Origin of the sequence: Tsuneonella dongtanensis, from assembly GCF_001698205.1 — a bacterium.
In the GTDB taxonomy this organism is placed as follows: Bacteria; Pseudomonadota; Alphaproteobacteria; order Sphingomonadales; family Sphingomonadaceae; genus Tsuneonella; species Tsuneonella dongtanensis.
In genome coordinates this window covers 2142218-2166595 of the sequence record NZ_CP016591.1, presented here as the reverse complement: position 1 = coordinate 2166595, position 24378 = coordinate 2142218, and the positions used below count along the sequence as shown (strand labels likewise).

The following is a 24378-nucleotide window of genomic DNA, read 5'->3' as shown; positions in this document are numbered from 1 at the left end:
CGGTTCAACCTGCGGTATAGACTCGTGCGTCGCTATACCCGGCGGCCCGCACCTTGGCGAGCGCCGCCTCGGCCTGTCCACGGCTCGTGAAAGGACCGGTGCGGACGCGGAACAGCTTGCCTGTCGGGCTGACATAGCCGCCGAGGGCCTCGGCCACTCGCTGAGCGCTTGTCCGGTTCGAGAACGCGCCGGCCTGAACGACGAAGCCGTCCCCGCCTTGCGCTCCTCGTTCGGCAGCGGCTTTGGGAGTCGCAGGCTTCGCAATCGGAGCCGCTGCTTCCGGCACGAAAGGCACCCTGAGCGCCACTGGCGCCGGCTCTGTGCGTGCAACGACGACGGGTTTGGCGGCCTGATCGCTTCCTGCGAGCGGCTGAAGGGGATAGGCAGCGACGGCGGCCGGACTGGACGGGACGGCCGCGGGAGTCGTCGCTGGCCGCAAGACAGGGGCCAGTTCTGCAGATGCCTTTGCCACCGACGCAGCCTGGGGGCGCTCGGCTGCAAGGGCCGGTCTGGCCGGCGCCGGAGCGCGGAGGCTGGCTGCGCCGCTCGCCGGTAGCTTGCGCCGCAGCACCTCGACAAGCGACTTGGGGGTTTCGATCCGGTCCGGGGCGGCGCGACCTGCGCGGAGTTCGATCCGGTCCTTTTCGGGCGGATTTACCCGGCGCAGGCGGATGGCACCACCAGCGTCCTCTGCGAGCTGAGCAGCGGCGGCCGGGGCCAGCGCGATGATCGCGGTGCCCGTCATCGGCCCGCGCCGTTCGACCCGGGCGAGAATCGTCTTTCCGCTCGAAAGCGAAGTTACCTCGACGTAACTTGGCAGCGGCAGCGTTCGGTGTGCTACCGTCACGCCCTGCCCTGCATCGATCGCAGCATAACCGACCACGTCATAGTTCATCGTGTCGGCCGGGGTGTAGAGCACCCCTTCCACGCTGTAGGGATCGCCCAGCACCATCGGATAATCAGCGGCAGGACCCGTGGGATCCGTCGCCACTGCCACTGCCTGCGGGCGGTCGCCGCCATTGCCGACCAGCCCGCAGCCGGCGAGCGTGGCGGCGGTCAGGCCAAGGGCGAAAAGCCGGCAACCGGCATCAACGGACAATCTCATCTGCAAGCAACCCCACACTCATCGCGTAGTAGTTCGAGCAGTTATATTCGAGGATGACCCGATAATTTGCGGTTAACAGCCATGCGCGCGTACCCGGCCCATCGGGCTGGAACAGCGAGGCGGTGACGTTGTCGTCGAGGTAAACGAGCGGCTGTACGCCGAGGCGTTTCCACTCGGCGACGCTCATCCACTTGCTATGGCGATCGTGGACCCTGCTGCAGACCGGCGAGTTCATGGGGGATTTGAGCGCATTCCAGTCGAGGCCGCCGGGCACGCTGGCCTGCACGCCCCACGGCTGGCCCCGGCGCCAGCCGGCATCGCGGAAGTAGTTCGCTATAGAGGCCAGCGTATCCGCGCGGCTGTTCCAGATGTCGCGTCGGCCATCACCGTCGCCATCCTGTGCGAGGCGGAGGTAGATGCTCGGAAGGAATTGCGGGTAACCGAATGCGCCTGCCCAGCTTCCCTTCAGGGTCTGCCGCGTGACGCCGAGATCGGCGATCTTGAGCAAGTCGACGAATTCTGTCGCGAACAGTTCACGCCGCCGGCCTTCCCAGGCAAGCGTCGCCAGGCTGCGTGCGAGGTCGAAATCCCCCGTGTAGCTGCCGTAGTTGGTTTCGTGGCCCCAGATCGCCACGAGCATCTTCGCGGGCACGCCGTAACGGGTTTCCAGTTGCGACGCGAGCGGGCCCAGCGCCTGGTAATTGCGCCGCCCGCCATTGATCCGCGCCGCATCGACGTGCCGGTCCAGATAGGATTGCAGCCGCGGGAATTCGCCCGACGAGGACGGCGTCCCGGGTTGCGCTCGGTCAAGCTCGATCACCCGGCTGTTGGGCGTGAGGTCGTATGTCATGCGCTGGATCGTGGGTTCGCTGACGCCTTCCGCCCGGGCACGGGCGATGAGCAGCTGCAAATAGGCGTCGAACGACATCTCCTGCGCCGAAACCGGCGTGGCAAGCAAAGCGACGAGGAAGGCAAACAGTTTCAGGCGCATGGCCTTTTCTCGCATAGCTGGGACATGCGCGCAAACCGCAAAGCGTTGGTGACAACCGCATTCCGGCCCGCTAGCCGCTCATTTCGCCGGACGGGTGGCCGAGTGGTTTAAGGCAGCGGTCTTGAAAACCGCCGTGGGTTCACGCTCACCGTGGGTTCGAATCCCACCCCGTCCGCCACGATTGCGCAAGGAGCATCAGCTTGGCCCGATTCCTCATCGTCGAAGCACGGTTCTACGACCACCTCAACGACATGCTCGTTGCCGGCGCTGGAGCGGAGCTCAAGCGTAACGGGCACGATTACGACGTGATGACCGTCCCCGGCGCGCTCGAGATACCTGGAGCGATCGCGACCGTCGCGGAAAGTGGCCGCTATGACGGATTTGTCGCGATCGGCGTGGTGATCCGGGGCGAAACCTATCACTTCGAGATCGTCGCGGGCGAAAGCGCCCGGGGCGTGATGGCGCTGACCATGGATGGCATCGCCGTTGGCAACGGCATCCTGACGGTCGAGAATGAGGCTCAGGCGATCGTCCGCGCCGATCCGGCGCAGAAGGACAAGGGCGGCGAAGCGGCAAAGGCCGCGATGGTCCTACTCGATATCGCCCAGCAGTATCGGTGAACGGTTATCCCGTCCTTTTCACGGAGCGCCTGATCCTCCGGGTACCGGAGGCGGCTGACCTCGACGGATTCGCTGAAATGGGCGCGGACGAGGAATCGATGCGCTACATCGGCGGGCACGGGCCGCGCGCTACTGCATGGCGCGTGCTAAGCACGATCCGCGGCGCCTGGGACATCACGAGTTACTCCATGTTTTCGGTGATCGAGCGCGAAACCGGCGAATGGGTCGGGCGCGTCGGTCCGTGGGAGCCTGAGGGATGGCCGGGGCACGAGATCGGCTGGGGCGTGCACAAGAAGTTTGCCGGAAAGGGATACGCGTACGAGGCGGCCGTCGCGTCGATGGATTTTGCCTTCGACGTACTCGGGTGGGACAAGGTGATCCACATCATCGATCCCGCGAACGTTCGCTCGGTCGCTTTGGCCAAACGGCTCGGCTCGGCAAATCTGGGGCCGACGAGGATGCCCGCGCCATTCGACGACAAGGCGGTCGACGCCTGGGGTCAGACCGCCGACCAATGGCGCGCGCGCCGCATTGAAAGGGGTTAATTGTGGCCGATCACGATTTCATCGCCGGTATCCCGCTTGTCCTTGGCGGCAACGTCTTCGGGTGGTCTTCGAAGGGTGACGAGGCGTTCGCGGTTCTCGACGCATTTTACGAAGCCGGTGGCCGGATGATCGACACGGCCGACGTCTATTCGGCGTGGGTGCCCGGTCACAAGGGCGGCGAATCGGAGGCGGAGATCGGTCGCTGGCTGGAAAGTCGCGGAGTGCGCGATGAAATGCGGTTGCACACGAAGACCGGGATGCTTGGCGGAAGCGAGCTCTATGAACCCGCCACGGTGCTCGGTTCGCTCGACGCCTCGCTCGAGCGGCTGCGTACCGACCGCGTGGACCTCTACTACGCGCACAAGGATTATCCCGAGCTCGACATCGGGCAGATCGTCGAGGCTTTCGACGGCGCCGTGCAGAGTGGCAAGGCGGTCGCGGTGGGCGCATCCAACTTCGACGCCGCGAGGCTGGAGGCGGCGCTCGATCAAGCGAACAAGGACGGAGCTGCGGGATTCGCCGCGCTCCAGAACGAGTACAATCTCGTTGCCCGCCAGGCCTATGGTGCCGACTTGCAGCATCTCGTCGCGGACCGGGGTCTGGCGATGTTGCCGTTCTTCGGCCTCGCTTCAGGGTATCTCACCGGCAAATATCGGACCGACGAGGACTTTGCGAAGTCGGTGCGCGGTAGCCGCGCTCGCCAGCTTGCGGGAACAAACGGCCCCGCAGTGATCGCGGCGATGGACGCGGTAGCAGCCGAAACGGGGGCGAGCCTCGCCGCGATCGCGCTCGCCTGGCTGGTGCGCCAGCCCGGCATCCCCGCCCCGATTGCGAGCGCGCGGACGAAGGGGCAACTCGATGAACTGCTCGAATTCACCCGTGTCGAGCTGTCCGACGACCAGCTCGCGCGGCTGACTGCGGCCGCCTAGCGCGCGGGGTCGGCCAGTCCGGTCAGCCCGAGCGGGTCGTAGGGTCCGATCGCGAGCTGTTCGAACGATCCGATCCCCGTCTCGCCATCGGGCCCTGTCACGCGGCAGATCATCTGGACATGCAGGTTGTCGATGCGCGTCGGGTCGATGGCCGAAAGGTCGATGTCCTCGCGCTCGATCTCAAGCATGCCGTGATCGAGCCCGTGGCCCCACTTTGGCGATGTGTAGCCAAGCCCGCGCATCTGGAACCGTCCCAGCGGCTCGAACGCGAACGACTCGTTGCCGACCCGCAGTGTCCCGCCCGAAGGCCAGCGCGTGCCAGCGGTGGGCGCGGCGTCCATCGTGGCGTGTTCGTGTTCGGTAAACGCCTCGGCACCCTCGCCGTCGGGTGCGATCACCGTGCGGCTGTTCCACGTGCTGCCATCCTGATGCGCGTTGAGGTGCCAGAACAGGCTCCGCCGCGGCAGATTGACCGGGGTCCATTGCCAGAAGAACTGCGCGAGACCCCCGCCCTGCGGGTCCCGTGCACCGACTGGGCGCACCCCCCAGCTGCGGTCGCGCGTGCCGGCCGTGCCGCTTGCGACCGTCTTGCGCTCGCCGTCGATCTCGATCCAGCCCTCGTAGTGCCCGTTCTGGGTGAGGCGCGTGTAGTCCATCACCGTCCGCGGGCCGACGCGCCAGGTGAACCGCGGCTCCTCGATCGGGAAGGCCCGGCTGGTAAAAGTGAGGTCGGCGGCGATACCCTCCCCCTCGACCACTACGCGCAGCTTGTGCAGCGGCTCGATCACCTCGATGCGGATCGGCCCGCAGGCGAGGTCCATCCGCTCCATTCCAAGGCGGCGGCTTGCGTGAAGGCAGTGCTGCGTCTCGCCACGGATCGCGCTGAAGTGCGCGTCCGCGATATCGAGATGCGGATATATTCCGAACGCCACCGCAAAAAACCCGCTGCCGTCGGGCGCGTAGCCGTTGAAGAAGTAGCGATCGTAGAAATTGCGGTCGGTACCGGCATAGGCGACCGGCTCGGCGGTCTGGTGGAGCGGATAGTCGTCACCCTTCGTCAGCACCATGATCAGCCCTTTCCGCTCAGCAAGCCGATGCTGTTGTGCGCCAGCGCCAACGCGCACGCGCCGCGCGCCATCGACAGGAAATTCGCGTCGCCGCGTTCGGTGCGTTCGACAAAGGCCGAACTGAACACCGCGGTCGAGATGCCGTGGAGCGCGCCGAGCCGGTAGTGGTCCCATACTGCGCCGTGATCGAGCGGCACCCCGCGCGCGGTCATCTCGGCGCAGTATAGATCGAGCAGTTCGCCCTCGGCCTCGCGCCGCAACGCGTCGCCGATGCCGCAGCCGAGAAAGTATCCGATGTCGGTAAGCCCGCTTCCGGTGCTCACGGTCTGCCAGTCGAGCACCGCGATCGGCTCCTCGCCGCCGCGAATGTCGAACAGCATGTTGTCGAGCCGGAAATCGCCATGAATGAGGCAACGATCGCGCTGCTCGCGCCCGAACCACGCTTCGCGCGCCTCGTTGAGACTATGACATACAGCCATGAGTTCGGGCTCTAGGCTGTCGGCATAACGGTCCGCGAAGATCGCGTGCGCCTGCGGGTACATCGCCATGATCTGCGCGACCGCCTCGGGCTTCATGCTGAGCCATTCGAGATCGACAATGGTCGGGTCGTTCCAGCTCGGCGCGTGGATCGCGGCGGCCTGCCGCACCGCGTGGCGGGCGTCGGCGAGCGAACAGCTGTCGAGCTGGTTGCCCTGCCGGCACGGCCCGAGGTCTTCGAACAACAGCACGAATTCGCCGCCGTCGTCGTTCACCTCGGCCGCATAGGTGCGGGGCACGCGCACATCGAGCTTTGGCGCGAGTTCGCGATAGAAGCCGACCTCCTTGACGTAGAGTCCGAATGCCGCAGCGGTGCCGCGACTGGTGGGGTCGGCAGCGGGAAACTTGCCCGCGATCGTCGGCGGCCCCTCCCCGCCCTCGTAGCGCAGCGCAAACCGGGCGCTGTCGCCCACCTGCCCGGTGCCGATCGGTTGCCACTCGATTGAAGTGACGCGGCCGTGATCCAGCGCGCCGGCCTGGCGCAGCCTCCCGGTCAGCCACTCGGCGCTAACCTCCGCTGCTGTCGTCGGAAAATCGCCCAAACCCGCTCCTCTCACGCTGGAACGCTAAGCTGGCACGGGGCTTATGACAATCGACGCCGAACAGGGGATGCGACAAATGGATGGACCACTCGAATGGATCGCCGCGATTGGCACGATGATCGCCGCCGCGCTCGTCGCCGCGGACCTCGGTCGGAAGGTCACCGGGTGGGGCTTCGTGCTTTTCTGCGCGGTGTCCGCCACATGGGTCGTTTCGGGCATCACCGGCGATGCGATGCCGATCGCCGCGATGAACGCGATTCTGCTAGCGATAAACGCTTACGGCGTATGGCAGTACCTGCTCAGTCCCAAGAACAAGAAGGTGATGGACCGTCTCGAACCAGTGGCCGCGAGAATCGAGCGCGAGGTCGAGGCAGAGGAGAAGTGAGCGCGCTCTACAGGCGACCGAAGCATCCCGCGCCGGCATAGTGCGCGCTGGCCCCCAGCTCCTCCTCGATCCGGATGAGCTGGTTGTATTTTGCAAGCCGATCGGAACGCGCCAGCGATCCGGTCTTGATCTGGCCGCAGTTCGTCGCGACCGCGAGGTCGGCAATCGTCGCGTCTTCGGTTTCGCCCGAACGATGGCTCATTACAGCCGTGTACCCTGCCCGCTGCGCGATGCTGACCGCCTCAAGCGTCTCGGTCAGGGTGCCGATTTGGTTGACCTTGACCAGCAACGAGTTTGCGAGGCCCTTGCCGATGCCCATCGACAGGCGCGATGGGTTGGTCACGAAAAGGTCGTCGCCGACGAGCTGGACCTTGTCGCCGACGAGGTCGGTCAGCGCCTTCCAGCCCGCGAAGTCGTCCTCGCTCATCCCGTCCTCGATCGAGCGGATCGGGTAGGCATTGCACAGTTCGGCGAGAAACGCGGCATTCTCTTCCGGCGAAAGCGAAACGCCCTCTCCGGTCATCGCGTACTTTCCGTCCTTGAAATACTCGGTCGCCGCGCAGTCGAGCGCAAGGACGACGTCCTGCCCGGCCTTGAATCCTGCCTGCTCGATCGATCCCATGATGAAATCGAGCGCGGCGTGCGTGCTCGCAAGGTTCGGCGCGAAACCACCTTCGTCGCCGACGGCGGTAGCGAGACCCTTGGCGTGAAGCGCCTTCTTGAGCGTGTGAAACACCTCCGCGCCCCAACGCACCGCTTCGGCGAGGCTGTCAGCGCCCACCGGCATGATCATGAATTCCTGGATGTCGATGGGGTTGTCCGCGTGCTCGCCGCCGTTGATGATGTTCATCATCGGCACCGGCAAGACATGCGCCGAAACGCCGCCGACATAGCTGTAGAGCGGCAGCCCGCGCGCGTCGGCGGCCGCCTTGGCGACCGCGAGGCTCACGCCGAGGATTGCATTGGCCCCCAGCCTGCCCTTGTTGTCGCTGCCGTCGAGTTCGACCATCCCGAGATCGATGTCGCGCTGGTCTTCGGCGTCGAGTCCCACCAGGAGCTCACGCAGCTCGCCATTCACGGCTTCGACGGCCTTGGTCACGCCCTTGCCGAGGTAGCGCCCCGTGTCCCCATCGCGCAGTTCAACCGCCTCGTGCGCACCGGTCGATGCGCCCGAAGGCACTGCCGCGCGGCCGAAGCTGCCATCTTCGAGGAGTACGTCGACTTCGACCGTCGGGTTGCCGCGGCTGTCTAGGATTTCACGGCCGTGGATGTCGATGATCGCGGTCATTGGGCGCTCCGTCGAAAGGGTGTTGTATTCAGGTAGGACACTCCCATATCCGGGAGGCTGCCGCGCTCTATGCGGCGGAACAATGCGGCGCAAGTTGCGTTGCAGCAATGAACCGTCCGACACCCCCCGGACGCGCGATGAATTGGTATTCGAGAGGGCAAGAAGGAAGCAGTCATGGCCGAAGCCACCCCCACCAAGCCAAAAACGACGCGCAAGCCCGCGTCGAAGCCTGCTGCGAAGGTTGCAGGCACCGGCACCGCCACCACTCCGAGCAAGCCCGCCGCGGCCGCGTCACCGAAAAACACCGAGCTCGCGAAGAGCCGGTTCAATGCCGCGCTCGAGGAAGCCAAGGCAGGCGCCGCGGCCCTACGCAGCGAAGCCGGCGAACGTGCAGCCGCCTATCGCAGCCAGGCCCGTTCACAGAGCGAGGACTGGGTGGCCGAGGCCAGGAACTACGGCGTCCAGGCCAAGGACAAGGCGGGCGAGCTCGCCGTCGACGGCAAGAGCAAGGTCGCCGAGGCGCTTCTCGCCCTTGGTCGTGCGGTGTTCGACACCGCGCCTACGGTCGACGAAAAGCTGGGCGCCAAGTACGGCGATTATGCCCGCTCGGCGTCGCGCACGCTGCAGGAAACCTCGGCCAAGATCGATGCCAAGAGCGTCGACGAGATCGGCGAGGACGCCCGCGAATTCGTGCGCAAGAGCCCCGGCCTGGCGATCGGTATCGCCGCTGTCGGTGGGTTCCTGTTGGCACGGCTCTTCCGCGGTTCTAACGACTGACCCTTCCTGCTCGGGAGGGCTGTTTGAACACGCATGATCCGGGTTTCGACGCATCCGTCGACGATTTATCGTCGGCGGATGCTGTCGCCCCACAACAGCAATCGCTGACCGACGACGTCTTTGCGCTCCTCGACGATGGGCGAACGCTCGTTGAGACAGAGATCCAGTTCCAGAAGACCCGCGCGGCATTCGCTTTCGACCGGGGCAAGTCCGGGGCGGCTTTTGGCGTGGTCGCCTTCGCCCTTTTTCACCTGGCGCTGGTGGCCCTAGTAGTCGGGGCTGTAATCGCGCTGACGCCGGTGATCGGAGCGTGGGGTGCCACTGCTGTCGTGGTGGGAATTCTCGTCATCGCCGGCCTCTGGTTCGCGCTCGCAGCCAAACGAAAGTTTGCGCGCCTCGCTGCGGCTTACGCGGAGACACGCGAATGAGCGACGCGCTTGAACAGCAGCTTCGCGAGGACCGCGCACTGCGCGACGCCGCTCGTGTGTTATTCGACGCCGACCTTGCGCACTTGCGCGCCAGCCTCGCTGGAAAGAGCATTTCGAGCCGCATCGTGGACCGGATCGGCGAAGGCGCGTCCGAGGCGCTCGATGAGGCCATGGAGGTGGCGGACAACAACAAGGGCATCATCGCGACGCTGATCGCCGCGATCGTGCTGTGGTTTGCCCGCCATCCGATTATCGACCTCCTCACCGAGGACGACGAAGGTCCGGCGCCTCCGGAACAGAACGAGGAGGCTGCCCGTTGAAAGGGCAAGGCTTATTCAAGGAACCATCATGACCAGCACGAAGCGTACCGAACTCAAGCAGAAGATCGAAGCTGCGGAAAAGCGCAACGCAGAGCGGTCTTTCGGTGATTATGCCCGCGATGCCGCGGATGGCGCGACGTCCTTGGTGAAAGAGCACCCCGTGGCGACTGTCGTAGGCGGTCTGGCATTGGGCGCTATCGTCGCCTCCCTTCTTCCCGGACCGGGACGTAAAGTCCGCAAGAAAGCAAGTGCACGGGGCGCGGTGATCGCGGGAGCGCTCGCCGATCTGGCTTTGACCTATGGCACCCGCTTCCTCGACAATGCAGGCAGCGCTGCCCGCGCGGGACAGGATCGCGTTTCTGATCTCGGAGAAACGCTTGGCGACACGGCGCGCAATGCCGGGAAGACTGCAAGCAAGACGATCGGCGACCTCCGCTCGCGCTTCCACTGATCCGAATAACCTGAACAGCTGAGCGGCGCTGCGGGGTTTCCCTGCCGCGCCGCTTTGCCTATGGGGCCCGCGCATTCCTCCCCAAGGACCCAGAAATGACCGAATCCAAGAAGCAATTGATGCACCTTGTCATGGGCGGCCGGGTGACCGACCCGATGACCCTCGAGTTCGAGAACCTGAATGAAATCGACGTCGTTGGCGTATTTCCCGACTACACCAGCGCATTAGATGCGTGGCGCGGCGCGGCCCAGCGCACGGTCGACGATGCGGCGATGAAGTATGTCATCGTCCACCTGCACAAGCTGCTCGACCCGGAGGCGCAGGGCCAGTAGCCCTTCCCCGCCCCCGGCGAGCATTCAGATGAATTCGATCTTCTCGACCAGGTAGAACTTGTCGCCCGACGGAACCGTCACCTCGATCTCGTCGCCCACCTTCTTGGTGATCAGCGCACGGCCGAGGGGCGAGTTATAGCTGATCCGCCCGACTTTGGCGTCCGCCTCGGTCTGGCCGACGATCTGGTACTTCACCGGCTTGTCCTCGTCGTCGAGCAACGTGACGGTCGCGCCGAACACAATGCGGTCGCCCGACAGCGAGGCCGGGTCGATGATCTGCGCGCGGCTGATGCGATCTTCCAGATCGGCGATCTGCGCCTCGACCTGGCCCTGGCGCTCCTTCGCTGCGTGGTATTCGGCGTTTTCCGAAAGATCGCCGTGCGCGCGGGCTTCCTCGATAGCGTCGACGATCTTCGGACGTTCGGCGCGCAGGACCTTGAGGTCGGCGGCGATCCGCTCGTAACCCTCGGCCAGCATCGGCACCTTTTCCATAGTTGCCATCCCGTTTTCTTTCTCTTGTGCCGCGTGTTCCGGGACAATTCGAGACCCTGCCGCTCGGTGGAACGGCTCAGAAATGGTCACGATGTCGGGAAGAACGCGTCGTGTCTTTCAGCTATAATAGTCCTGCAGGGGCCGGACTGCAAGCTGACCCTCCGAGACTTCGGTGATCGCGCGCGCGGCGGCGACGCTGGCGGCGGCGGTCGTATAGTAGGGAACGTGTGCCTCGAGCGCGCCCGCGCGGATCGACTGGCTGTCCCGGTGCGACTGCCACCCTTCGGTGGTGTTGAAGATGAGCGCGATGTCGCGATCGATGATCCGGTCGACGACGTGCGGTTGACCTTCCGCCACCTTGTTGATCCGTTCCACCGGCAGGCCGGCCTCGGCGAGGTAGCGCTGGGTCCCTCCGGTCGCGATTGCGGTGAAGCCATGCTCGATCAGCGCTTTCACCGCGGGCAGGATCGTCGCCTTGTCGCTGTCCTTCACGCTGACGAAGAGGACGCCCTTCTCGGGGAGCGCGCTGCCCGCGCCGATCTGCGACTTGAGGTAAGCCGTCGGGAAATCGCGGTCGATGCCCATCACTTCGCCGGTCGACTTCATTTCGGGCGTCAGCACCGGGTCCGCGCCGGGGAAGCGGCTGAACGGGAAAACGGCTTCCTTGACCGCCATGTAGTCGAGCTCGCGTCGGAAGGGCTCGAAGTTCGATAGAGGCTCGCCCGCCATGACCCGCGCGGCTATCTTGGCGACCGGCTGGCCGATCGCCTTGGCGACGAAGGGCACCGTGCGGCTTGCCCGCGGGTTGACCTCGATCAGGTAAACCTCGCCATCCTTCACCGCGAACTGGACGTTCATCAGGCCCTTCACGCCGAGAGCAAGCGCGAGCGCTTCGGCCTGGCGCTCCATCTCGGCGACGATCTCGGGCGGAAGCGAGTACGGCGGCAGCGTGCAGGCGCTGTCGCCCGAATGGACGCCGGCTTCCTCGATGTGCTGCATCACGCCCGCGACCCGGACCTCGGTGCCGTCGCACAAGGCGTCGACATCGCACTCGATCGCGTCGCGCAAGTACTGGTCGACAAGCACCGGGCTGTCGCCGCTGACGTTGACTGCGGTGGCGATGTAGTCATCAAGCTGCGCTTCGCTGTCGACGATCTCCATCGCGCGCCCGCCGAGGACGTAGCTGGGACGCAGCAGCACCGGATAGCCGATCCGCGCGGCGGCGGCAGCGGCCTCGTCGCGGCTCTTGGCGATGCCGTTCATCGGCTGCTTGAGCTTCAGCTTGTTGACGAGCTTGGCGAAGCGTTCGCGGTCTTCGGCAAGATCGATCGCGTCGGGGCTGGTGCCGAGGATCGGGATGCCCTCGTCCTCCAGCGCCTGGGCGAGTTTCAGCGGGGTCTGCCCGCCGAACTGGACGAGCACGCCGACAACTTCGCCGCGGCTCATCTCGACGCGCAAGATTTCCAGCACGTCCTCGGCGGTCAGCGGCTCGAAATAGAGCCGGTCGCTGGTGTCGTAGTCGGTCGAGACCGTCTCCGGGTTGCAGTTGACCATGATGGTTTCGTAGCCGGCCTCGCTGAGTGCGAAGCAGGCGTGGACGCAGCAGTAGTCGAACTCGATCCCCTGCCCGATGCGGTTCGGGCCGCCGCCGAGGATGACGATCTTCTTGCGGTCGGACGGCATCGCCTCGTCCTCGGGCTTGCCGAAGCTCGGCGCCTCATAGGTCGAGTACATGTAGGGGGTCACCGCCTCGAATTCGGCGGCGCAGCTGTCGATGCGCTTGAATACGGGATGGACGCCGAGCTTGCGGCGCAAGTCGCGGACTTCCTGCTCGCTAGTGGCGCCGGCCATGGCGCGCAGGGTGTCGTGGAGCAGGCCCGAGCGCTTGGCCTGGGTCTCGCCCAGCCCGCCCGCAACGCCGACCGAGCGCACCGCCAGCGTGGCAAGGCGGCGGTCGGAAAAGCCCATCGCCTTCAAGCGCCGCATTTCCTGCGCATCGCGCGGCAGGCCGTGATGGCCGATCATCTTCTCCTCGTAGATGATCGCCTCGATCTGGCGCAGGAACCACGGGTCGTACCCGGTGATCGCCGCGACATCCTCGACCGAGAAGTCCTCGCGAAAGGCCTGCGCGACCTTCAGCAGACGGTCGGGCGTGCGCTTGGACAGCGAGGCGCGGATTTCCTCGGCGGGCAGGCCTTCGAGCTCGACCACGCGGTTGAACCCGTCGAGCCCGGTCTCCAGCCCGCGGAGCGCCTTCTGGACGCTTTCCTGGAAGTTGCGGCCGATCGCCATGACCTCGCCCACCGACTTCATCGCGGTCGCGAGTTCGATCTTGGTGCCCTTGAACTTCTCGAAGGCGAAACGCGGGATTTTGGTGACGACGTAGTCGATCGTCGGCTCGAAGCTCGCGGGCGTGGCGCCGGTGATCTCGTTGGTGATCTCGTCGAGCGTGTAGCCGACCGCCAGCTTCGCCGCGACGCGCGCAATGGGGAAGCCGGTGGCCTTCGATGCGAGCGCGCTGGAGCGCGACACGCGCGGGTTCATCTCGATGACGATCAGCCGCCCATCCTTCGGATTGACTGCGAACTGTACGTTCGAACCGCCTGTTTCCACGCCGATTTCGCGCAGCACGGCGATGCTCGCCGAGCGCATGATCTGGTATTCCTTGTCGGTCAGCGTCAGCGCCGGGGCGACGGTGATCGAATCGCCGGTGTGGACCCCCATCGGGTCGACGTTCTCGATCGAGCAGATGATGATGGCGTTGTCGTTCCGGTCGCGGACGACTTCCATCTCGTATTCCTTCCAGCCGAGCAGCGATTCCTCGATGAGGACCTCGGTGGTCGGGCTGGCGTCGAGACCTTCGCGGACGATCTTCTCGAACTCGGCCTTGTTGTAGGCGATGCCGCCGCCGGTGCCGCCGAGCGTGAAGCTCGGCCGGATGATCGACGGCAGGCCGGTTCTTTCAAGGACTTCAAAGGCTTCGGCGACGGTGTTGGCAACACCGCTGCGCGCGGACTCGAGGCCGATCTTGTCCATCGCCTCGCGGAATCGCTGGCGGTTCTCGGCCTTGTCGATCGCGTCGGCATCGGCGCCGATCATCTGGACGCCGAGCCGGTCGAGCGTGCCATCGTTGAACAGCGCCAGCGCGGTGTTGAGCGCGGTCTGCCCGCCCATCGTCGGCAACAGCGCGTCGGGTCGCTCCTTCTCGATGATCTTGGCGACGATCGCCGGGGTGATCGGCTCGACATATGTCGCGTCGGCGAACTCGGGATCGGTCATGATCGTGGCGGGGTTGGAGTTGACCAGGATCACCCGGTACCCCTCCTCCTTGAGCGCCTTGATCGCCTGCGTGCCCGAATAATCGAACTCGCACGCCTGACCGATGACGATCGGCCCGGCACCGATGACGAGGATCGATGAGATGTCAGTGCGTTTGGGCATGATTGATGCTAACTGTCTTTCCTATGAATCGCATCTCAACTCCCTGCTTTGGGATTATGAAGTAGCTATTTTCTTCGGTGTAAGGAGGTTGCGAACACGAGGTGACGAGCTTGTCAGACCCGACCCAAACGACATATTCGGCAGATTTGCACCGTTTGTCCGGACCCCAAATTTGGAGGTTTGTTGTGCGGTTTTGAAATCCATCAATCAAAGAAATTAGCAAAACTACCATAACTCCGGCGAACAGCCCGGAGGCTAGTAAAAAATCGAATTTTTCCCAACTCATCAATCCAACCGATGCGATTAAAAACGGCCAAACGATTAGATAGTCTAGATATGAACGACCAGTGAAAGAAACGAGGTCCAATACATAATCTGGGAACTCGATTCCGCTTGGTTTTATGCACGATATAGTCACGATAGAGAGGCCCAATAAAAGCGGCGCAAATTTTTGAGACCATGGATATCTTGCACGGATCTGGCGAGCCCCGAAAAATGATAGCGTTCCTAGAAAAAGGTGCGGAAAGAAAATCCCGAGCGCTTCTATGCCCCCTATTATCACATCGGACGTTGAAACTGCGGCCGCGTAAGAGACGCCCCAACCCAAAAATAAAAACCAGTTCACACCTAAGGCAAAAATCGTCGCGATTATTGAGATAAGCGCCGCATACTTGAGGACATTGCCCGCAACGGTTTCAAATCGTCCGACCCGCTCTTCATCGGTAATCATTCACCCAACATCCCCACGAACTTCTCGAACAGGTAGAAACTGTCCTGCGGGCCGGGGCTTGCCTCGGGGTGGTACTGCACCCCAAAGGCGCGTTTGCCCTTGATCGCGATGCCGCAGTTGCTGCCGTCGAACAGCGAGACGTGGGTTTCCTCGACGCCTTCGGGGAGCGCGGTGTTGTCGACCGCGAAGCCGTGGTTCATCGAGGTGATCTCGACCACCCCATCGGCCAGCCGCTTGACCGGGTGGTTCGCGCCGCGGTGGCCCTGGTGCATCTTGCTCGTCTGCGCGCCTGCGGCGAGGCCGAGCATCTGGTGGCCGAGGCAAATGCCGAATACCGGCACGTTCTTGTCGAGCAGCGCCTTGATCGTCGGCACCGCGTAGGCACCGGTCGCGGCCGGATCGCCCGGGCCGTTCGAAAGGAACACGCCGTCGGGCGAGAGCGCCTCGATCGCCTCGAGCGAGGTCTGCGCCGGCACCACCGTCACCCGCGCGCCCGCCTTCACGAGGTTGCGGAAAATGTTGTCCTTCGCGCCGTAATCGATCGCGACGACATGCGGCTTGCCCGCGTCGTCGGCCGCGGCGTAGCCCTTGCCGAGCTCCCAGTAGCCGCCGCCCCAGTCTTCCTGCGCCTGCCGGCTGACCTTCACGGCGAGGTCCATACCCTCGAGCCCCGGCCAGTCCTGCGCGCGCTTCAGGAGCGCCTTGAGGTCGAACTTCCCCTTGGGATGATGCGCGATCACCGCGTTGGGCGCGCCCTGCAGCCGGATGCGGCGGGTGAGTGCGCGGGTGTCGATGCCCGACAAGCCGATCTTGCCCTTGGCGGTCATCCACTGGGCGAATTCCTGCTGGGCGCGGAAGTTCGACTGCGGGGTGACCGCCTCGCGCACGATACAGCCTACCGCGCCCTCGACCAGGCTCTCGATATCCTCGTCGTTCGCGCCGACGTTGCCGATGTGCGGGAAGGTGAAGGTGACGATCTGCCCGGCATAGGAGGGATCGGTCATCACTTCCTGGTATCCGGTCATCGCGGTGTTGAAGCACACCTCGCCCACCGCATCGCCGGTGGCGCCGAAGCCCATGCCCCAGACCACCGTTCCGTCGGCCAATACCAGAACGCCGGTCGCTCCCTTGGGTTGCGCAGGCGTGTTGGCGGGGACGGCCATGGGGCTCTCCGAGTCAGGGGTTTTCCGGCGATGTCGCTAAGTCCCAGCCGCTAGGGCCGGTTCCCCGCGCCGTCAACCCGCGCTAGGGGCTGATGCATACTTATCCTTGGAAAGGTTTCCCCGATGATCCGCGATACCATCAAGCAAGCCCAGATCGACGCGATGAAGGGCGGTGACAAGGAACGTCTCGCCGCGGTCCGCCTGATCCTCGCCAAGCTGAAGGACCGCGATATCGAGCTGCGCACCGCCGCCAATGTCCCCGCTGATGATGCCACCGTGGTCGAAGTCCTGCAAAAAATGGCGAAGCAGCGGCGCGAATCGATAACCATGTACGTTGACGGCAACCGCGAAGAGCTCGCCGAGCAGGAACGCAAAGAACTCAAGGTTATCGAGGACTTCCTGCCGCAGCAGCTGTCTGAAGACGAGACGAAGGCCGCGATCGCCGACATCAAGTCAACCTTAGGTGCTGAATCCATTAAGGATATGGGCCGCGTGATGGCGGAACTAAAGGCGCGCCACGGCACTGTCCTCGACATGCAGACCGCCAGTCGGCTGGTCAAAGAGGCATTGTCGTGAGGGAATACCATGAGGACATTCATCACCGTTTCCGCGCTGGCGCTCGCGCTTGCGGGCTGTTCTGACGATCCGACCCCGTCCGAGGTGCGGGACAAGGAGATAACCGATCTCAACACCGCCAATACCGATGGCAAGGCCGATGCGATGGCCAAGGCGCTCCAGGCTGGCGACCTCGCCGAGTTCACCCTCGGCGGCAAGGTAAAGGGGCCGCAGGGTTTTGAAGTCACCGACGCGATGGGCAACTCGGCCGGGAACTTCGCCGACCTGCGCGCCTACGTCGCCTGCCCGCAGGGCACGATCGTCTGCGATCCGGCGCGCCAGGCCGAGGGTACGGTCTACACCTATGTGTTCGTGGTCTACCCCGGCGGCGACAACAAGCCGAACAAGGGCGTCGGGATCGGCAACTCCGTCAGCGATATCGAACGCGCTACCGCGTTCCGGATGACGCAGCCCGCCCACGGCTTCACCGGCAATGCCGGCTACGCGAAGCCCGAAGCACTCGCCGCGATCGGTCCCAAGGCCGACGTCGTGGTGAGCTGCGATGCGGGCAAGCTCGTCTGGACCGTCAGCGCGGGCGATGGTGGCAACCAGTGGGAGCAGAAGGAGCCGCTGACTTTCTACTGGCAGAGCACCCTGCCCCCTGCCGGGCCCGCAGAGGCCTACGCTCTCGATGCGGACGGCACGACGGCGATGGGCAGCGGACCGTACCCGGCCGCCAAGGAAGGGGTGAGCAACGCCTGCGCATGAGGTTGCCAATGCAGGGGGATGATCGCATTGGAAGTGCATGGCGCTCTCCCCGCAATGGCTCGACGAACTGCGTGCGCGCCTGACGCTGAGCTCGGTGGTGATGCGCACCACCAAGCTCCAGCGGGCCGGGAGCGAATGGAAGGCGTGCTGCCCGTTCCACGACGAGAAGACCCCCAGCTTCACCGTCAGTGATGCCAAGGGTTTCTACCACTGCTTCGGCTGCGGGGCGCATGGCGACGTCATCCGCTGGATGACCGATCAGCGCGGGCTTTCTTTCATGGACGCGGTCAAGGAATTGGCGTCCGAGGCCGGGATGGAGGTCCCTGCCCCCGATCCGCGCGCCGCGCAGGCGGCCGAGCAGCGGGCGGGTCTCACCGACGTCATGGCGGCGGCGCAGGACTTCTACCGGGCCAGTCTCGACACGCCGGGAGGTGCCAGGGCGCGCGAGTACCTCGCCTCGCGCAAGTTCGACGCGCATACCATGGAGCGGTTCGGTTTCGGTTACGCTCCGGGCGACCGCCAGGCGCTGAAGGCCGCGCTCAAGCAGTTCGACGAGCCGATGCTGATCGAGGCCGGCTTGCGCATCGCGGTCGACGACAAGGCACCCTACGACCGGTTCCGCGATCGGCTGACGATGCCGATCCACGATCCGCGCGGCCGGGTCATCGGTTTCGCCGCGCGTATCCTTGATGCCGACAAGAAGGACGCCCCCAAGTACATCAACAGCCCCGACACCCCCCTGTTCGACAAGGGGCGGACGCTGTTCAACCTCCACCGCGCGGGTCCCGCTTCGCGCAAGAGCGGCCGTCTGGTTGTCGTCGAAGGGCAGATGGACGTGGTGGCGATGGCGGCTGCCGGGTTTGAGGACGCGGTGGCGCCGATGGGCACCGCGCTGACAGAGCGACAGCTCGAACTGCTGTGGCGGCTCGTCGATGCTCCCATCCTGTGTTTCGACGGCGACAATGCCGGACAGCGTGCGGCGATGCGGGCGATCTCACGCGCCTTGCCGATGCTCGCTCCTGGGAAGACCATGCGCATCGTGAGGCTGCCGGCTGGTCTCGACCCGGACGATCTCCTCAAGCGACAGGGAGTGGCGGCCATGGAGGCCCTGCTCGCCGAACCCGGCAGCCTGATTGACACGCTGTGGGAGTTCGAGAAGGCGGCCGGGCCGTTGCGGACCCCAGAGGACAAAGCGGGATTGAAAGCCCGCCTTGTCGAACACTGCGAGGCGATACAGCATCCCGACATCCGCTCGCTCTACCGGCGCGAGCTGCTCGAGAAATTCTCCGCCTTCGCCTATCCGCCTCGCCCGGCCCGCGAATGGAAAGCCGGATTCGCCAAGCCCGCTTCGCCGCCTCTTTCGCCGGACAGCGCCGGGCGGCTGCGCAAGGCAGCCAGCGGAGCCAATCGCGATGCGCTGGCGAGCGCAGTCGTTGCCGGCCTGCTTCGCTTCCCCGACCAGATCCTCGTCCATGCCGAGCCGCTCGGACGCTTCGCGGCGCACGATGGCAAGACCGGACCGGCGCTCGAATCGCTGATCGAAGCGGCCGAGATGCTTGAACCGGGCGAGGAAACGCCCATATCGCCGCCACAGGGTTTCGCCCCGCCGCCGGACAATAATCGCTTTGCCTTCCTTGACGAAGGCGCCGATCCGCGAGCCGCGCGCGAAGACCTGGCCGAAGCCGTGGCGCTGCTGGTCGAGCGGCCCGCGCTCGAAGCCGCGCTCGCCGCGGCGACGGCGCGGTTCGAGACCGATCCCGAGGCCGCTTTCGCCGAGCAGCAACGCTTGCTCAAACGAAAGCTGGCATTCGAGAAACGACTCGGGCTAATGGCGAGCCGCAGGGCCGCGGGTGCGGCCCGATCCGATTCAGACTCTCCGTCGGCTCCGTCCGGCGCCACGGACGAGGACAGCGAGTGACACGAGACGACATGGCCACCAACGAAGACGACGGCACCGGCAAGGACGACGCCCCGCTCATCGATCTCAACGAAGCCAACATCAAGAAGCTGATCACCAAGGCCAAGCGCCGGGGTTATGTCACCGTGGACGAGCTCAACGAGGCTCTGCCGCAGGACGAGTTGTCGAGCGAACAGATCGAGGATGTCATGTCCGCGATCAGCGAAATGGGCGTGAACATCGTCGAAACCGACGAGGATGCCGAGGCTGAGGCCGATTCCGAAGACGAGGTCGACGAGATCGGCTCGGACGAAGACGGTGACGACGAAGGTGCGTCGAACAAGCCCGCCAAGCCCGCGGCCGCTGCCAAGAAGAAAGAGACCATCGAGCGTACCGACGATCCGGTGCGCATGTACCTGCGCGAAATGGGCGCGGTGGAACTGCTCAGCCGCGAGGGCGAAATCGCCATTGCGAAGCGTATCGAAGCAGGCCGCGACATGATGATCATGGGCCTTTGCGAAAGCCCGATCACCTTCCACGCGATCATCCTCTGGTCGGAAGCGCTCAACAACGAGGAAATGCAGCTGCGCGAGATCCTCGATCTCGACGCCATGCTGTCGAAGGAGCCGCCGGTCGACAAGATGACCGACGACGCCGAGGATGACGACGACGACGGCGAGATTTCCGAAGCCACGGCGGGCCCGACCTACAAGGAAGAGGACGACGTCGAGGAGGAAGAGGAAGAGGCGGACGAGGACGACGAGGACGGCGAGGGCCGCCCGAAGCGCCGCGAGGAGGACGACGAGGAAGACAACACCCTCAGTCTCGCGCAGATGGAAGCTACGCTGAAGCCTGCAGCGCTCGAGACGTTTGCTCGTATCACGGACCTGTTCAAGAAGTTCGAGAAGCTGCAGGCGGAGCGCGTCGACGTGCTTGGGCGGGGCGAGGATTTCCCGAAGGCCAAGGAAAAGAAGTACGAGGACCTGCGGGAAGAACTCACTGCGCAGGTCGAAAGCGTGCAGTTCCACGCGACCAAGATCGAATTCCTGGTCGACAACCTTTACGCATTCAACCGCCGGCTCACCGCGCTTGGCGGGCAGATGCTGCGCCTCGCCGAGCGGCACCGCGTCAAGCGGGCCGATTTCCTCTCGGTCTATATCGGCAACGAGCTCGACGACACCTGGCTGACCGAGAACGCCAAGAAGGACAAGAAGTGGGCCGCCTTCGCTGAGAAGGAGGCCGACGCGGTCGAGCGCATCCGCACCGAAATCGCGGACATCGCCACCGCCACCGGCATGTCGCTTCCCGAGTTCCGCCGCATCGTCAACATGGTCCAGAAAGGCGAGCGCGAAGCGCGCATCGCCAAGAAGGAAATGGTGGAGGCGAACCTTCGGCTGGTGATCTCGATCGCCAAGAAATATACCAACCGCGGGCTGCAATTCCTTGATCTCATTCAGGAAGGCAACATCGGCCTGATGAAGGCGGTCGACAAGTTCGAGTACCGCCGCGGCTACAAGTTCAGCACTTACGCCACCTGGTGGATCCGGCAGGCGATCACCCGCTCGATCGCCGACCAGGCGCGCACGATCCGCATCCCGGTCCACATGATCGAGACGATCAACAAGCTCGTGCGCACCAGTCGCCAGTTCCTCCACGAAAGCGGCCGCGAGCCGACGCCCGAGGAAATGGCCGAGCGCCTGTCGATGCCGCTCGAGAAGGTCCGCAAGGTGATGAAGATCGCCAAGGAGCCGATCAGCCTCGAGACACCGATCGGTGACGAGGAAGACAGCCACCTCGGCGATTTCATCAAGGACGAGAACGCGGTGATCCCCGTGGACGCGGCGATCCAGTCGAACCTCAAGGAAACGGTCACCCGGGTCCTCGCATCGCTGACGCCCCGCGAGGAGCGCGTGCTGCGCATGCGGTTCGGCATCGGCATGAACACCGATCACACGCTTGAGGAAGTGGGGCAGCAGTTCTCGGTCACCCGCGAACGCATCCGCCAGATCGAGGCCAAGGCGCTGCGCAAGCTCAAGCACCCGAGCCGCAGCCGCAAGATGCGGTCGTTCCTAGATCAGTAGCGGCAAAACTTGCGACGGGGGGTCGCGCGAATCACCCCCCTTCCCTATGTGCGCGGCCATGCGCATCGCCATTGCCTCCGATCATGCCGCCGTGGACCTCAAGACGACGCTGCGCGAGTGGCTGATCGACGAGGGGCACGAGGTCGCCGACCTTGGCCCCGACGGGCACGATAGCGTCGATTACCCGGATTTCGGGTACAGGCTGGCAGAGGTCGTGGCGGAAGGAACGGCGGAGCGCGGCATCGCATTGTGCGGTTCCGGCATCGGCATCTCGATCTCGGTCAACCGCCATCCCGGGGTCCGCTGCGCACTCGTTTCCGAGCCGCTCTCGGCCGCCCTTGCCCGCGAACACAATGACGCCAACGTCGTCGCGCTCGGTGCGCGGCTTACCGGAATCGACATGGCCAAGGCCTGCGTGACCGCGTTTCTCCAGACCGATTTCGCCGGCGGTCGCCACCAGCGCCGCGTCGACAAGTTGTCCAATCCCCCTGCCTCCAAGGAGACGGCATGACCGCCGCTACCCTCGATCGTCAGACCCCCGCCGCCGACCCGCTCGACCGCTTCTGGGGCGACGACCTCGCCGCTGCCGATCCCGCGGTTGCGGAGGCCATCCGGCACGAACTCGACCGACAGCGCAATCGCATCGAGCTGATCGCGAGCGAGAACATCACCAGCCGCGCCGTGCTCGAGGCGACCGGCAGCGTGTTCACCAACAAGTACGCCGAAGGATATCCGGACAAGCGTTACTACGGCGGCTGCGAATATGCCGACGTGGTCGAGAACCTGGCGATCGAGCGGGCGAAGCAGCTGTTCGGTTGCGCCTTCGCCAACGTCCAGCCCAACTCCGGCTCGCAGATGAACCAGGCGGTGTTCCTTGCCCTGTTGCAGCCCGGGGACACGTTCATGGGGCTCGACCTCAATTCGGGCGGGCATCTCACCCACGGCTCGCCGGTCAACATGAGCGGCAAGTGGTTCTCGCCCGTAAGCTACGGCGTGCGCAAGGACGACGAGCGGATCGACATGGACGCGGTTCGCGCAACCGCGCTCGAGCACAAGCCGAAACTCATCATCGCAGGTGGGACGGCCTATTCCCGGGTCTGGGACTGGGCCGCGTTCCGCAGCATAGCCGACGAGGTCGGCGCCTACCTGCTCGTCGACATGAGTCACATTGCCGGGCTGGTTGCTGGCGGTGCGCACCCCTCGCCCATCCCTCACGCCCACGTCGTTACCACGACGACGCACAAGAGCCTGCGCGGGCCGCGTTCCGGCGTCATCTTGTGGAACGACGAGGAGCTGTCGAAGCCGCTCAACATGGCGGTTTTCCCGGGGCTCCAGGGCGGCCCGCTCATGCACGTAGTCGCAGCGAAAGCGGTGGCCTTCGGCGAGGCGTTGCGGCCCGACTTTAGTGAGTATGCGCATCGGATCGTCGCCAACGCACGGGCCCTGGCAGAGGGCGTAGAGGCAGGCGGCTTGCGGGTCGTTTCGGGCGGCACCGACAATCACTCGATGCTCGTCGACCTCACGCCCAAGGACGTGACCGGCAAGGCCGCCGAGCACGGGCTCGACCGCGCCTGGCTCACTTGCAACAAGAACGGCATCCCTTACGATACCCGCAGCCCCTTCGTGACCAGCGGCATTCGCCTCGGCACTCCGGCGGGCACCACTCGCGGGTTCGGACCGGATGAATTCCGGACGATCGGCGGGCTTATCGCCGAAGTGGTTGACGGAATGAGCCGCAACGGCCCCGAGGGCGATGCGCAAGTCGAGGAAAGCGTCCGTCGCCGCGTCGGCGAACTGTGCGAGGCTTTCCCTGTCTATCCCGGAAGGAATTAAGCATGGACGATAACAATCCCAAGGACGGCCGCAACGACTGGGTCGATGACGTGAAGGCCGAGGTGACAGGGATGGCCAAGGAAGGCATGCATCACCCTTCGACCAAGCCCGTTCTGACCGGTGCCGCCGTCGGCGCCGTTGCCGGTGCGATCCTGCCGCTGGTCAGCTGGCCGATCGGTCTGATCGCCGGTGCAGGCTACATGCTTTACACGCGCGTCAAGAAGTAGGTCCGCGAAGGAATGCGCTGTCCGTTCTGCGCGCACGAGGATTCGCAGGTAAAGGACAGCCGCCCGGCCGAGGATGGCGCGGCAATTCGTCGCCGCCGCCAGTGCGATGGCTGCGGCGCGCGCTTCACCACCTTCGAGCGGGTGCAATTGCGCGAAGTCTCGGTCATCAAGTCCGACGGCAAGGGCCAGGCGTTCAACCGGTCGAAGCTTGAGCAGTCGATTGCGCTCGCCTGTCGCAAGCGCGGGATCGAGCAGGAGCGCATCGACCAGCTCGTCAGCGGAATCCAGCGCCAGCTCGAAACCTCGGGCGAAAGCGAAGTGCCGGCGGCGCGCATCGGGGCCCTCGTCATGGAAGGGCTGCGGCGGCTCGACAGCGTGGCCTACATCCGCTTCGCCAGCGTTTATCGCGATTTCGCCGACCCCAAGGATTTCGAGGAGTTTGCCGGCTCGATCCGCGATGCGGCCATGCCCGACTGACTTGATATCGGGCTTGGCAACGGCCCCAGCCTGTAATAGTTCACGTCGATACTTCAGAGGGTTGCTTCACCAGATGCTTAGAATTGCCTTGTCGGTCGCTGCCGCCGGCGCCGTCTTCTCGTCCATGCCGGCCATTGCCGCACAAGCTGTCGAGGATGCCGCACCGCCAGCGGTCGAACCTGCCAAGGAACCGGCCAAGGAAAAGCGCATCTGCCGCCGTGAGGAATCCTCGATGGGTTCGCGGATGTCGGGCAAGATTTGCAAGCCGGCCGCTGAGTGGAAAGCAGAGACAGACCGTTCCCGCCGCGCAATCGAAGATCGAGACAAGGACTGACCGGCGGGCCGACGGCCCTCTTTCTGGGTTCCTATCGGACCGTTCTTGGGTCACTATGTCACT

Annotated in this window: 27 protein-coding genes and 1 tRNA gene; 19 read left to right on the top strand and 9 right to left on the bottom strand. The window is 64.7% G+C overall.

Going from position 1 to position 24378, the window contains the following annotated elements; all coding sequences use genetic code 11:
- Positions 1–4 precede the first annotated feature (4 nt).
- Together A6F68_RS10610 and A6F68_RS10605 are read right to left on the bottom strand one after the other, a co-directional pair.
- Entirely contained in the window at positions 5–1105 is a 1101-nt protein-coding gene (locus tag A6F68_RS10610; protein ID WP_067679686.1) for an SPOR domain-containing protein, read from the bottom strand.
- Positions 1089–2096, bottom strand: coding sequence for a lytic murein transglycosylase (locus A6F68_RS10605; protein WP_074428346.1), 1008 nt, complete (start codon positions 2094–2096; stop codon positions 1089–1091). Before A6F68_RS10605 ends, A6F68_RS10610 begins: the two co-directional genes overlap by 17 nt.
- A gap of 88 nt (positions 2097–2184) precedes the next feature.
- Here A6F68_RS10605 and A6F68_RS10600 point away from each other — a divergent pair.
- The 4 genes from A6F68_RS10600 (at position 2185) to A6F68_RS10585 (ending at position 4190) form a co-directional block, all read left to right on the top strand.
- Positions 2185–2274, top strand: a tRNA-Ser gene (locus tag A6F68_RS10600).
- A gap of 22 nt (positions 2275–2296) precedes the next feature.
- Positions 2297–2716 (top strand): 6,7-dimethyl-8-ribityllumazine synthase, encoded by a 420-nt coding sequence (ribH, locus tag A6F68_RS10595; protein WP_067679679.1) that lies wholly within the window; start codon positions 2297–2299, stop codon positions 2714–2716.
- Positions 2713–3261, top strand: coding sequence for a GNAT family N-acetyltransferase (locus A6F68_RS10590; RefSeq protein WP_067679676.1), 549 nt, complete (start codon positions 2713–2715; stop codon positions 3259–3261). The genes ribH and A6F68_RS10590 overlap by 4 nt, the downstream gene beginning before the upstream one ends.
- A gap of 2 nt (positions 3262–3263) precedes the next feature.
- The gene (locus A6F68_RS10585; RefSeq protein ID WP_232308120.1) at positions 3264–4190 is read left to right on the top strand and encodes an aldo/keto reductase; all 927 of its coding nucleotides are present in this window, start codon (positions 3264–3266) and stop codon (positions 4188–4190) included.
- Here A6F68_RS10585 and A6F68_RS10580 read toward each other — a convergent pair.
- Positions 4187–5257 carry an Rv3169 family protein gene (locus A6F68_RS10580; protein ID WP_067679669.1) on the bottom strand — a complete coding sequence of 357 codons (1071 nt, stop codon included), beginning with the start codon at positions 5255–5257 and terminating at the stop codon, positions 4187–4189. The genes A6F68_RS10585 and A6F68_RS10580 overlap by 4 nt on opposite strands.
- 2 nt (positions 5258–5259) lie before the next feature.
- Entirely contained in the window at positions 5260–6336 is a 1077-nt protein-coding gene (locus A6F68_RS10575; RefSeq protein ID WP_067679666.1) for a phosphotransferase family protein, read from the bottom strand.
- A 76-nt stretch (positions 6337–6412) separates the two neighbouring features.
- Here A6F68_RS10575 and A6F68_RS10570 point away from each other — a divergent pair, with 76 nt between their 5' ends.
- Entirely contained in the window at positions 6413–6721 is a 309-nt protein-coding gene (locus tag A6F68_RS10570) for a hypothetical protein (RefSeq protein ID WP_067682464.1), read from the top strand.
- A 7-nt stretch (positions 6722–6728) separates the two neighbouring features.
- On the opposite strand, the gene eno is transcribed toward A6F68_RS10570, so the two are convergent.
- A complete protein-coding gene (eno, locus tag A6F68_RS10565; RefSeq protein ID WP_067679663.1) occupies positions 6729–8009 on the bottom strand; it encodes a phosphopyruvate hydratase in 1281 nt (426 codons plus the stop codon).
- Positions 8010–8183: 174 nt separating this feature from the next.
- Here eno and A6F68_RS10560 point away from each other — a divergent pair, with 174 nt between their 5' ends.
- The 5 genes from A6F68_RS10560 (at position 8184) to A6F68_RS10540 (ending at position 10317) form a co-directional block, all read left to right on the top strand.
- Positions 8184–8786: a hypothetical protein gene (locus A6F68_RS10560; protein ID WP_067679660.1), complete on the top strand. Its 603-nt coding sequence runs from the start codon at positions 8184–8186 to the stop codon at positions 8784–8786.
- A 23-nt stretch (positions 8787–8809) separates the two neighbouring features.
- Positions 8810–9214: a phage holin family protein gene (locus tag A6F68_RS10555; protein ID WP_157096715.1), complete on the top strand. Its 405-nt coding sequence runs from the start codon at positions 8810–8812 to the stop codon at positions 9212–9214.
- Positions 9211–9534 (top strand): hypothetical protein, encoded by a 324-nt coding sequence (locus tag A6F68_RS10550; RefSeq protein WP_067679656.1) that lies wholly within the window; start codon positions 9211–9213, stop codon positions 9532–9534. The genes A6F68_RS10555 and A6F68_RS10550 overlap by 4 nt, the downstream gene beginning before the upstream one ends.
- A 28-nt stretch (positions 9535–9562) precedes the next feature.
- Positions 9563–9985, top strand: coding sequence for a hypothetical protein (locus A6F68_RS10545; RefSeq protein ID WP_067679653.1), 423 nt, complete (start codon positions 9563–9565; stop codon positions 9983–9985).
- Between the two features lie 95 nt (positions 9986–10080).
- Positions 10081–10317, top strand: coding sequence for a DUF4170 domain-containing protein (locus A6F68_RS10540; protein ID WP_232308119.1), 237 nt, complete (start codon positions 10081–10083; stop codon positions 10315–10317).
- A gap of 24 nt (positions 10318–10341) precedes the next feature.
- Here A6F68_RS10540 and greA read toward each other — a convergent pair whose 3' ends face one another.
- The 4 genes from greA to carA all read right to left on the bottom strand — a co-directional run bounded on the left by greA (position 10342) and on the right by carA (position 16143).
- A complete protein-coding gene (gene greA / locus A6F68_RS10535) occupies positions 10342–10818 on the bottom strand; it encodes a transcription elongation factor GreA (protein WP_067679650.1) in 477 nt (158 codons plus the stop codon).
- Positions 10819–10926: 108 nt separating this feature from the next.
- Positions 10927–14250, bottom strand: a complete 3324-nt coding sequence (gene carB / locus A6F68_RS10530) for a carbamoyl-phosphate synthase large subunit (protein ID WP_067679647.1) — start codon at positions 14248–14250, stop codon at positions 10927–10929.
- On the bottom strand, positions 14234–14980 hold the full coding sequence (locus A6F68_RS15050) for a hypothetical protein (protein ID WP_157096714.1): 747 nt from the start codon (positions 14978–14980) through the stop codon (positions 14234–14236). Before A6F68_RS15050 ends, carB begins: the two co-directional genes overlap by 17 nt.
- The gene (gene carA / locus A6F68_RS10525) at positions 14977–16143 is read right to left on the bottom strand and encodes a glutamine-hydrolyzing carbamoyl-phosphate synthase small subunit (protein ID WP_067679635.1); all 1167 of its coding nucleotides are present in this window, start codon (positions 16141–16143) and stop codon (positions 14977–14979) included. Before carA ends, A6F68_RS15050 begins: the two co-directional genes overlap by 4 nt.
- Positions 16144–16266: 123 nt before the next feature.
- On the opposite strand from carA, the gene A6F68_RS10520 reads away from it, so the two are divergent.
- The 9 genes from A6F68_RS10520 (at position 16267) to A6F68_RS10480 (ending at position 24315) form a co-directional block, all read left to right on the top strand.
- Positions 16267–16719, top strand: coding sequence for a GatB/YqeY domain-containing protein (locus A6F68_RS10520; protein WP_067679633.1), 453 nt, complete (start codon positions 16267–16269; stop codon positions 16717–16719).
- Between the two features lie 9 nt (positions 16720–16728).
- Positions 16729–17466 (top strand): hypothetical protein, encoded by a 738-nt coding sequence (locus A6F68_RS10515; RefSeq protein ID WP_067679630.1) that lies wholly within the window; start codon positions 16729–16731, stop codon positions 17464–17466.
- Positions 17467–17503: 37 nt separating this feature from the next.
- Positions 17504–19384, top strand: coding sequence for a DNA primase (dnaG, locus tag A6F68_RS10510; protein WP_067679627.1), 1881 nt, complete (start codon positions 17504–17506; stop codon positions 19382–19384).
- A gap of 11 nt (positions 19385–19395) precedes the next feature.
- A complete protein-coding gene (rpoD, locus tag A6F68_RS10505; RefSeq protein ID WP_067679625.1) occupies positions 19396–21444 on the top strand; it encodes an RNA polymerase sigma factor RpoD in 2049 nt (682 codons plus the stop codon).
- A 58-nt stretch (positions 21445–21502) separates the two neighbouring features.
- On the top strand, positions 21503–21955 hold the full coding sequence (gene rpiB, locus A6F68_RS10500; protein WP_067682455.1) for a ribose 5-phosphate isomerase B: 453 nt from the start codon (positions 21503–21505) through the stop codon (positions 21953–21955).
- Positions 21952–23277, top strand: a complete 1326-nt coding sequence (glyA, locus tag A6F68_RS10495) for a serine hydroxymethyltransferase (RefSeq protein WP_067679622.1) — start codon at positions 21952–21954, stop codon at positions 23275–23277. Before rpiB ends, glyA begins: the two co-directional genes overlap by 4 nt.
- Positions 23278–23279: 2 nt before the next feature.
- Positions 23280–23504 (top strand): hypothetical protein, encoded by a 225-nt coding sequence (locus A6F68_RS10490; protein ID WP_067679620.1) that lies wholly within the window; start codon positions 23280–23282, stop codon positions 23502–23504.
- 12 nt (positions 23505–23516) lie between these two features.
- Positions 23517–23981: a transcriptional regulator NrdR gene (gene nrdR / locus A6F68_RS10485; RefSeq protein WP_067679617.1), complete on the top strand. Its 465-nt coding sequence runs from the start codon at positions 23517–23519 to the stop codon at positions 23979–23981.
- Positions 23982–24069: 88 nt separating this feature from the next.
- Positions 24070–24315, top strand: coding sequence for a hypothetical protein (locus A6F68_RS10480; RefSeq protein ID WP_067679614.1), 246 nt, complete (start codon positions 24070–24072; stop codon positions 24313–24315).
- Positions 24316–24378: the final 63 nt, after the last annotated feature.

What these genes read in the sequence shown, in the direction of transcription:
- A6F68_RS10610 (WP_067679686.1), bottom strand. Translation starts at nt 1,105, where the DNA reads ATGAGATTGTCCGTTGATGCCGGTTGCCGGCTTTTCGCCCTTGGCCTG.
- A6F68_RS10605 (WP_074428346.1), bottom strand. Translation starts at nt 2,096, where the DNA reads ATGCGCCTGAAACTGTTTGCCTTCCTCGTCGCTTTGCTTGCCACGCCG.
- A6F68_RS10580 (WP_067679669.1), bottom strand. Translation starts at nt 5,257, where the DNA reads ATGGTGCTGACGAAGGGTGACGACTATCCGCTCCACCAGACCGCCGAG.
- A6F68_RS10570 (WP_067682464.1), top strand. Translation starts at nt 6,413, where the DNA reads ATGGATGGACCACTCGAATGGATCGCCGCGATTGGCACGATGATCGCC.
- eno (WP_067679663.1), bottom strand. Translation starts at nt 8,009, where the DNA reads ATGACCGCGATCATCGACATCCACGGCCGTGAAATCCTAGACAGCCGC.
- A6F68_RS10560 (WP_067679660.1), top strand. Translation starts at nt 8,184, where the DNA reads ATGGCCGAAGCCACCCCCACCAAGCCAAAAACGACGCGCAAGCCCGCG.
- A6F68_RS10550 (WP_067679656.1), top strand. Translation starts at nt 9,211, where the DNA reads ATGAGCGACGCGCTTGAACAGCAGCTTCGCGAGGACCGCGCACTGCGC.
- A6F68_RS10545 (WP_067679653.1), top strand. Translation starts at nt 9,563, where the DNA reads ATGACCAGCACGAAGCGTACCGAACTCAAGCAGAAGATCGAAGCTGCG.
- A6F68_RS10540 (WP_232308119.1), top strand. Translation starts at nt 10,081, where the DNA reads ATGACCGAATCCAAGAAGCAATTGATGCACCTTGTCATGGGCGGCCGG.
- greA (WP_067679650.1), bottom strand. Translation starts at nt 10,818, where the DNA reads ATGGCAACTATGGAAAAGGTGCCGATGCTGGCCGAGGGTTACGAGCGG.
- carB (WP_067679647.1), bottom strand. Translation starts at nt 14,250, where the DNA reads ATGCCCAAACGCACTGACATCTCATCGATCCTCGTCATCGGTGCCGGG.
- A6F68_RS15050 (WP_157096714.1), bottom strand. Translation starts at nt 14,980, where the DNA reads ATGATTACCGATGAAGAGCGGGTCGGACGATTTGAAACCGTTGCGGGC.
- carA (WP_067679635.1), bottom strand. Translation starts at nt 16,143, where the DNA reads ATGGCCGTCCCCGCCAACACGCCTGCGCAACCCAAGGGAGCGACCGGC.
- A6F68_RS10520 (WP_067679633.1), top strand. Translation starts at nt 16,267, where the DNA reads ATGATCCGCGATACCATCAAGCAAGCCCAGATCGACGCGATGAAGGGC.
- A6F68_RS10515 (WP_067679630.1), top strand. Translation starts at nt 16,729, where the DNA reads ATGAGGACATTCATCACCGTTTCCGCGCTGGCGCTCGCGCTTGCGGGC.
- dnaG (WP_067679627.1), top strand. Translation starts at nt 17,504, where the DNA reads ATGGCGCTCTCCCCGCAATGGCTCGACGAACTGCGTGCGCGCCTGACG.
- rpoD (WP_067679625.1), top strand. Translation starts at nt 19,396, where the DNA reads ATGGCCACCAACGAAGACGACGGCACCGGCAAGGACGACGCCCCGCTC.
- rpiB (WP_067682455.1), top strand. Translation starts at nt 21,503, where the DNA reads ATGCGCATCGCCATTGCCTCCGATCATGCCGCCGTGGACCTCAAGACG.
- glyA (WP_067679622.1), top strand. Translation starts at nt 21,952, where the DNA reads ATGACCGCCGCTACCCTCGATCGTCAGACCCCCGCCGCCGACCCGCTC.
- A6F68_RS10490 (WP_067679620.1), top strand. Translation starts at nt 23,280, where the DNA reads ATGGACGATAACAATCCCAAGGACGGCCGCAACGACTGGGTCGATGAC.
- nrdR (WP_067679617.1), top strand. Translation starts at nt 23,517, where the DNA reads ATGCGCTGTCCGTTCTGCGCGCACGAGGATTCGCAGGTAAAGGACAGC.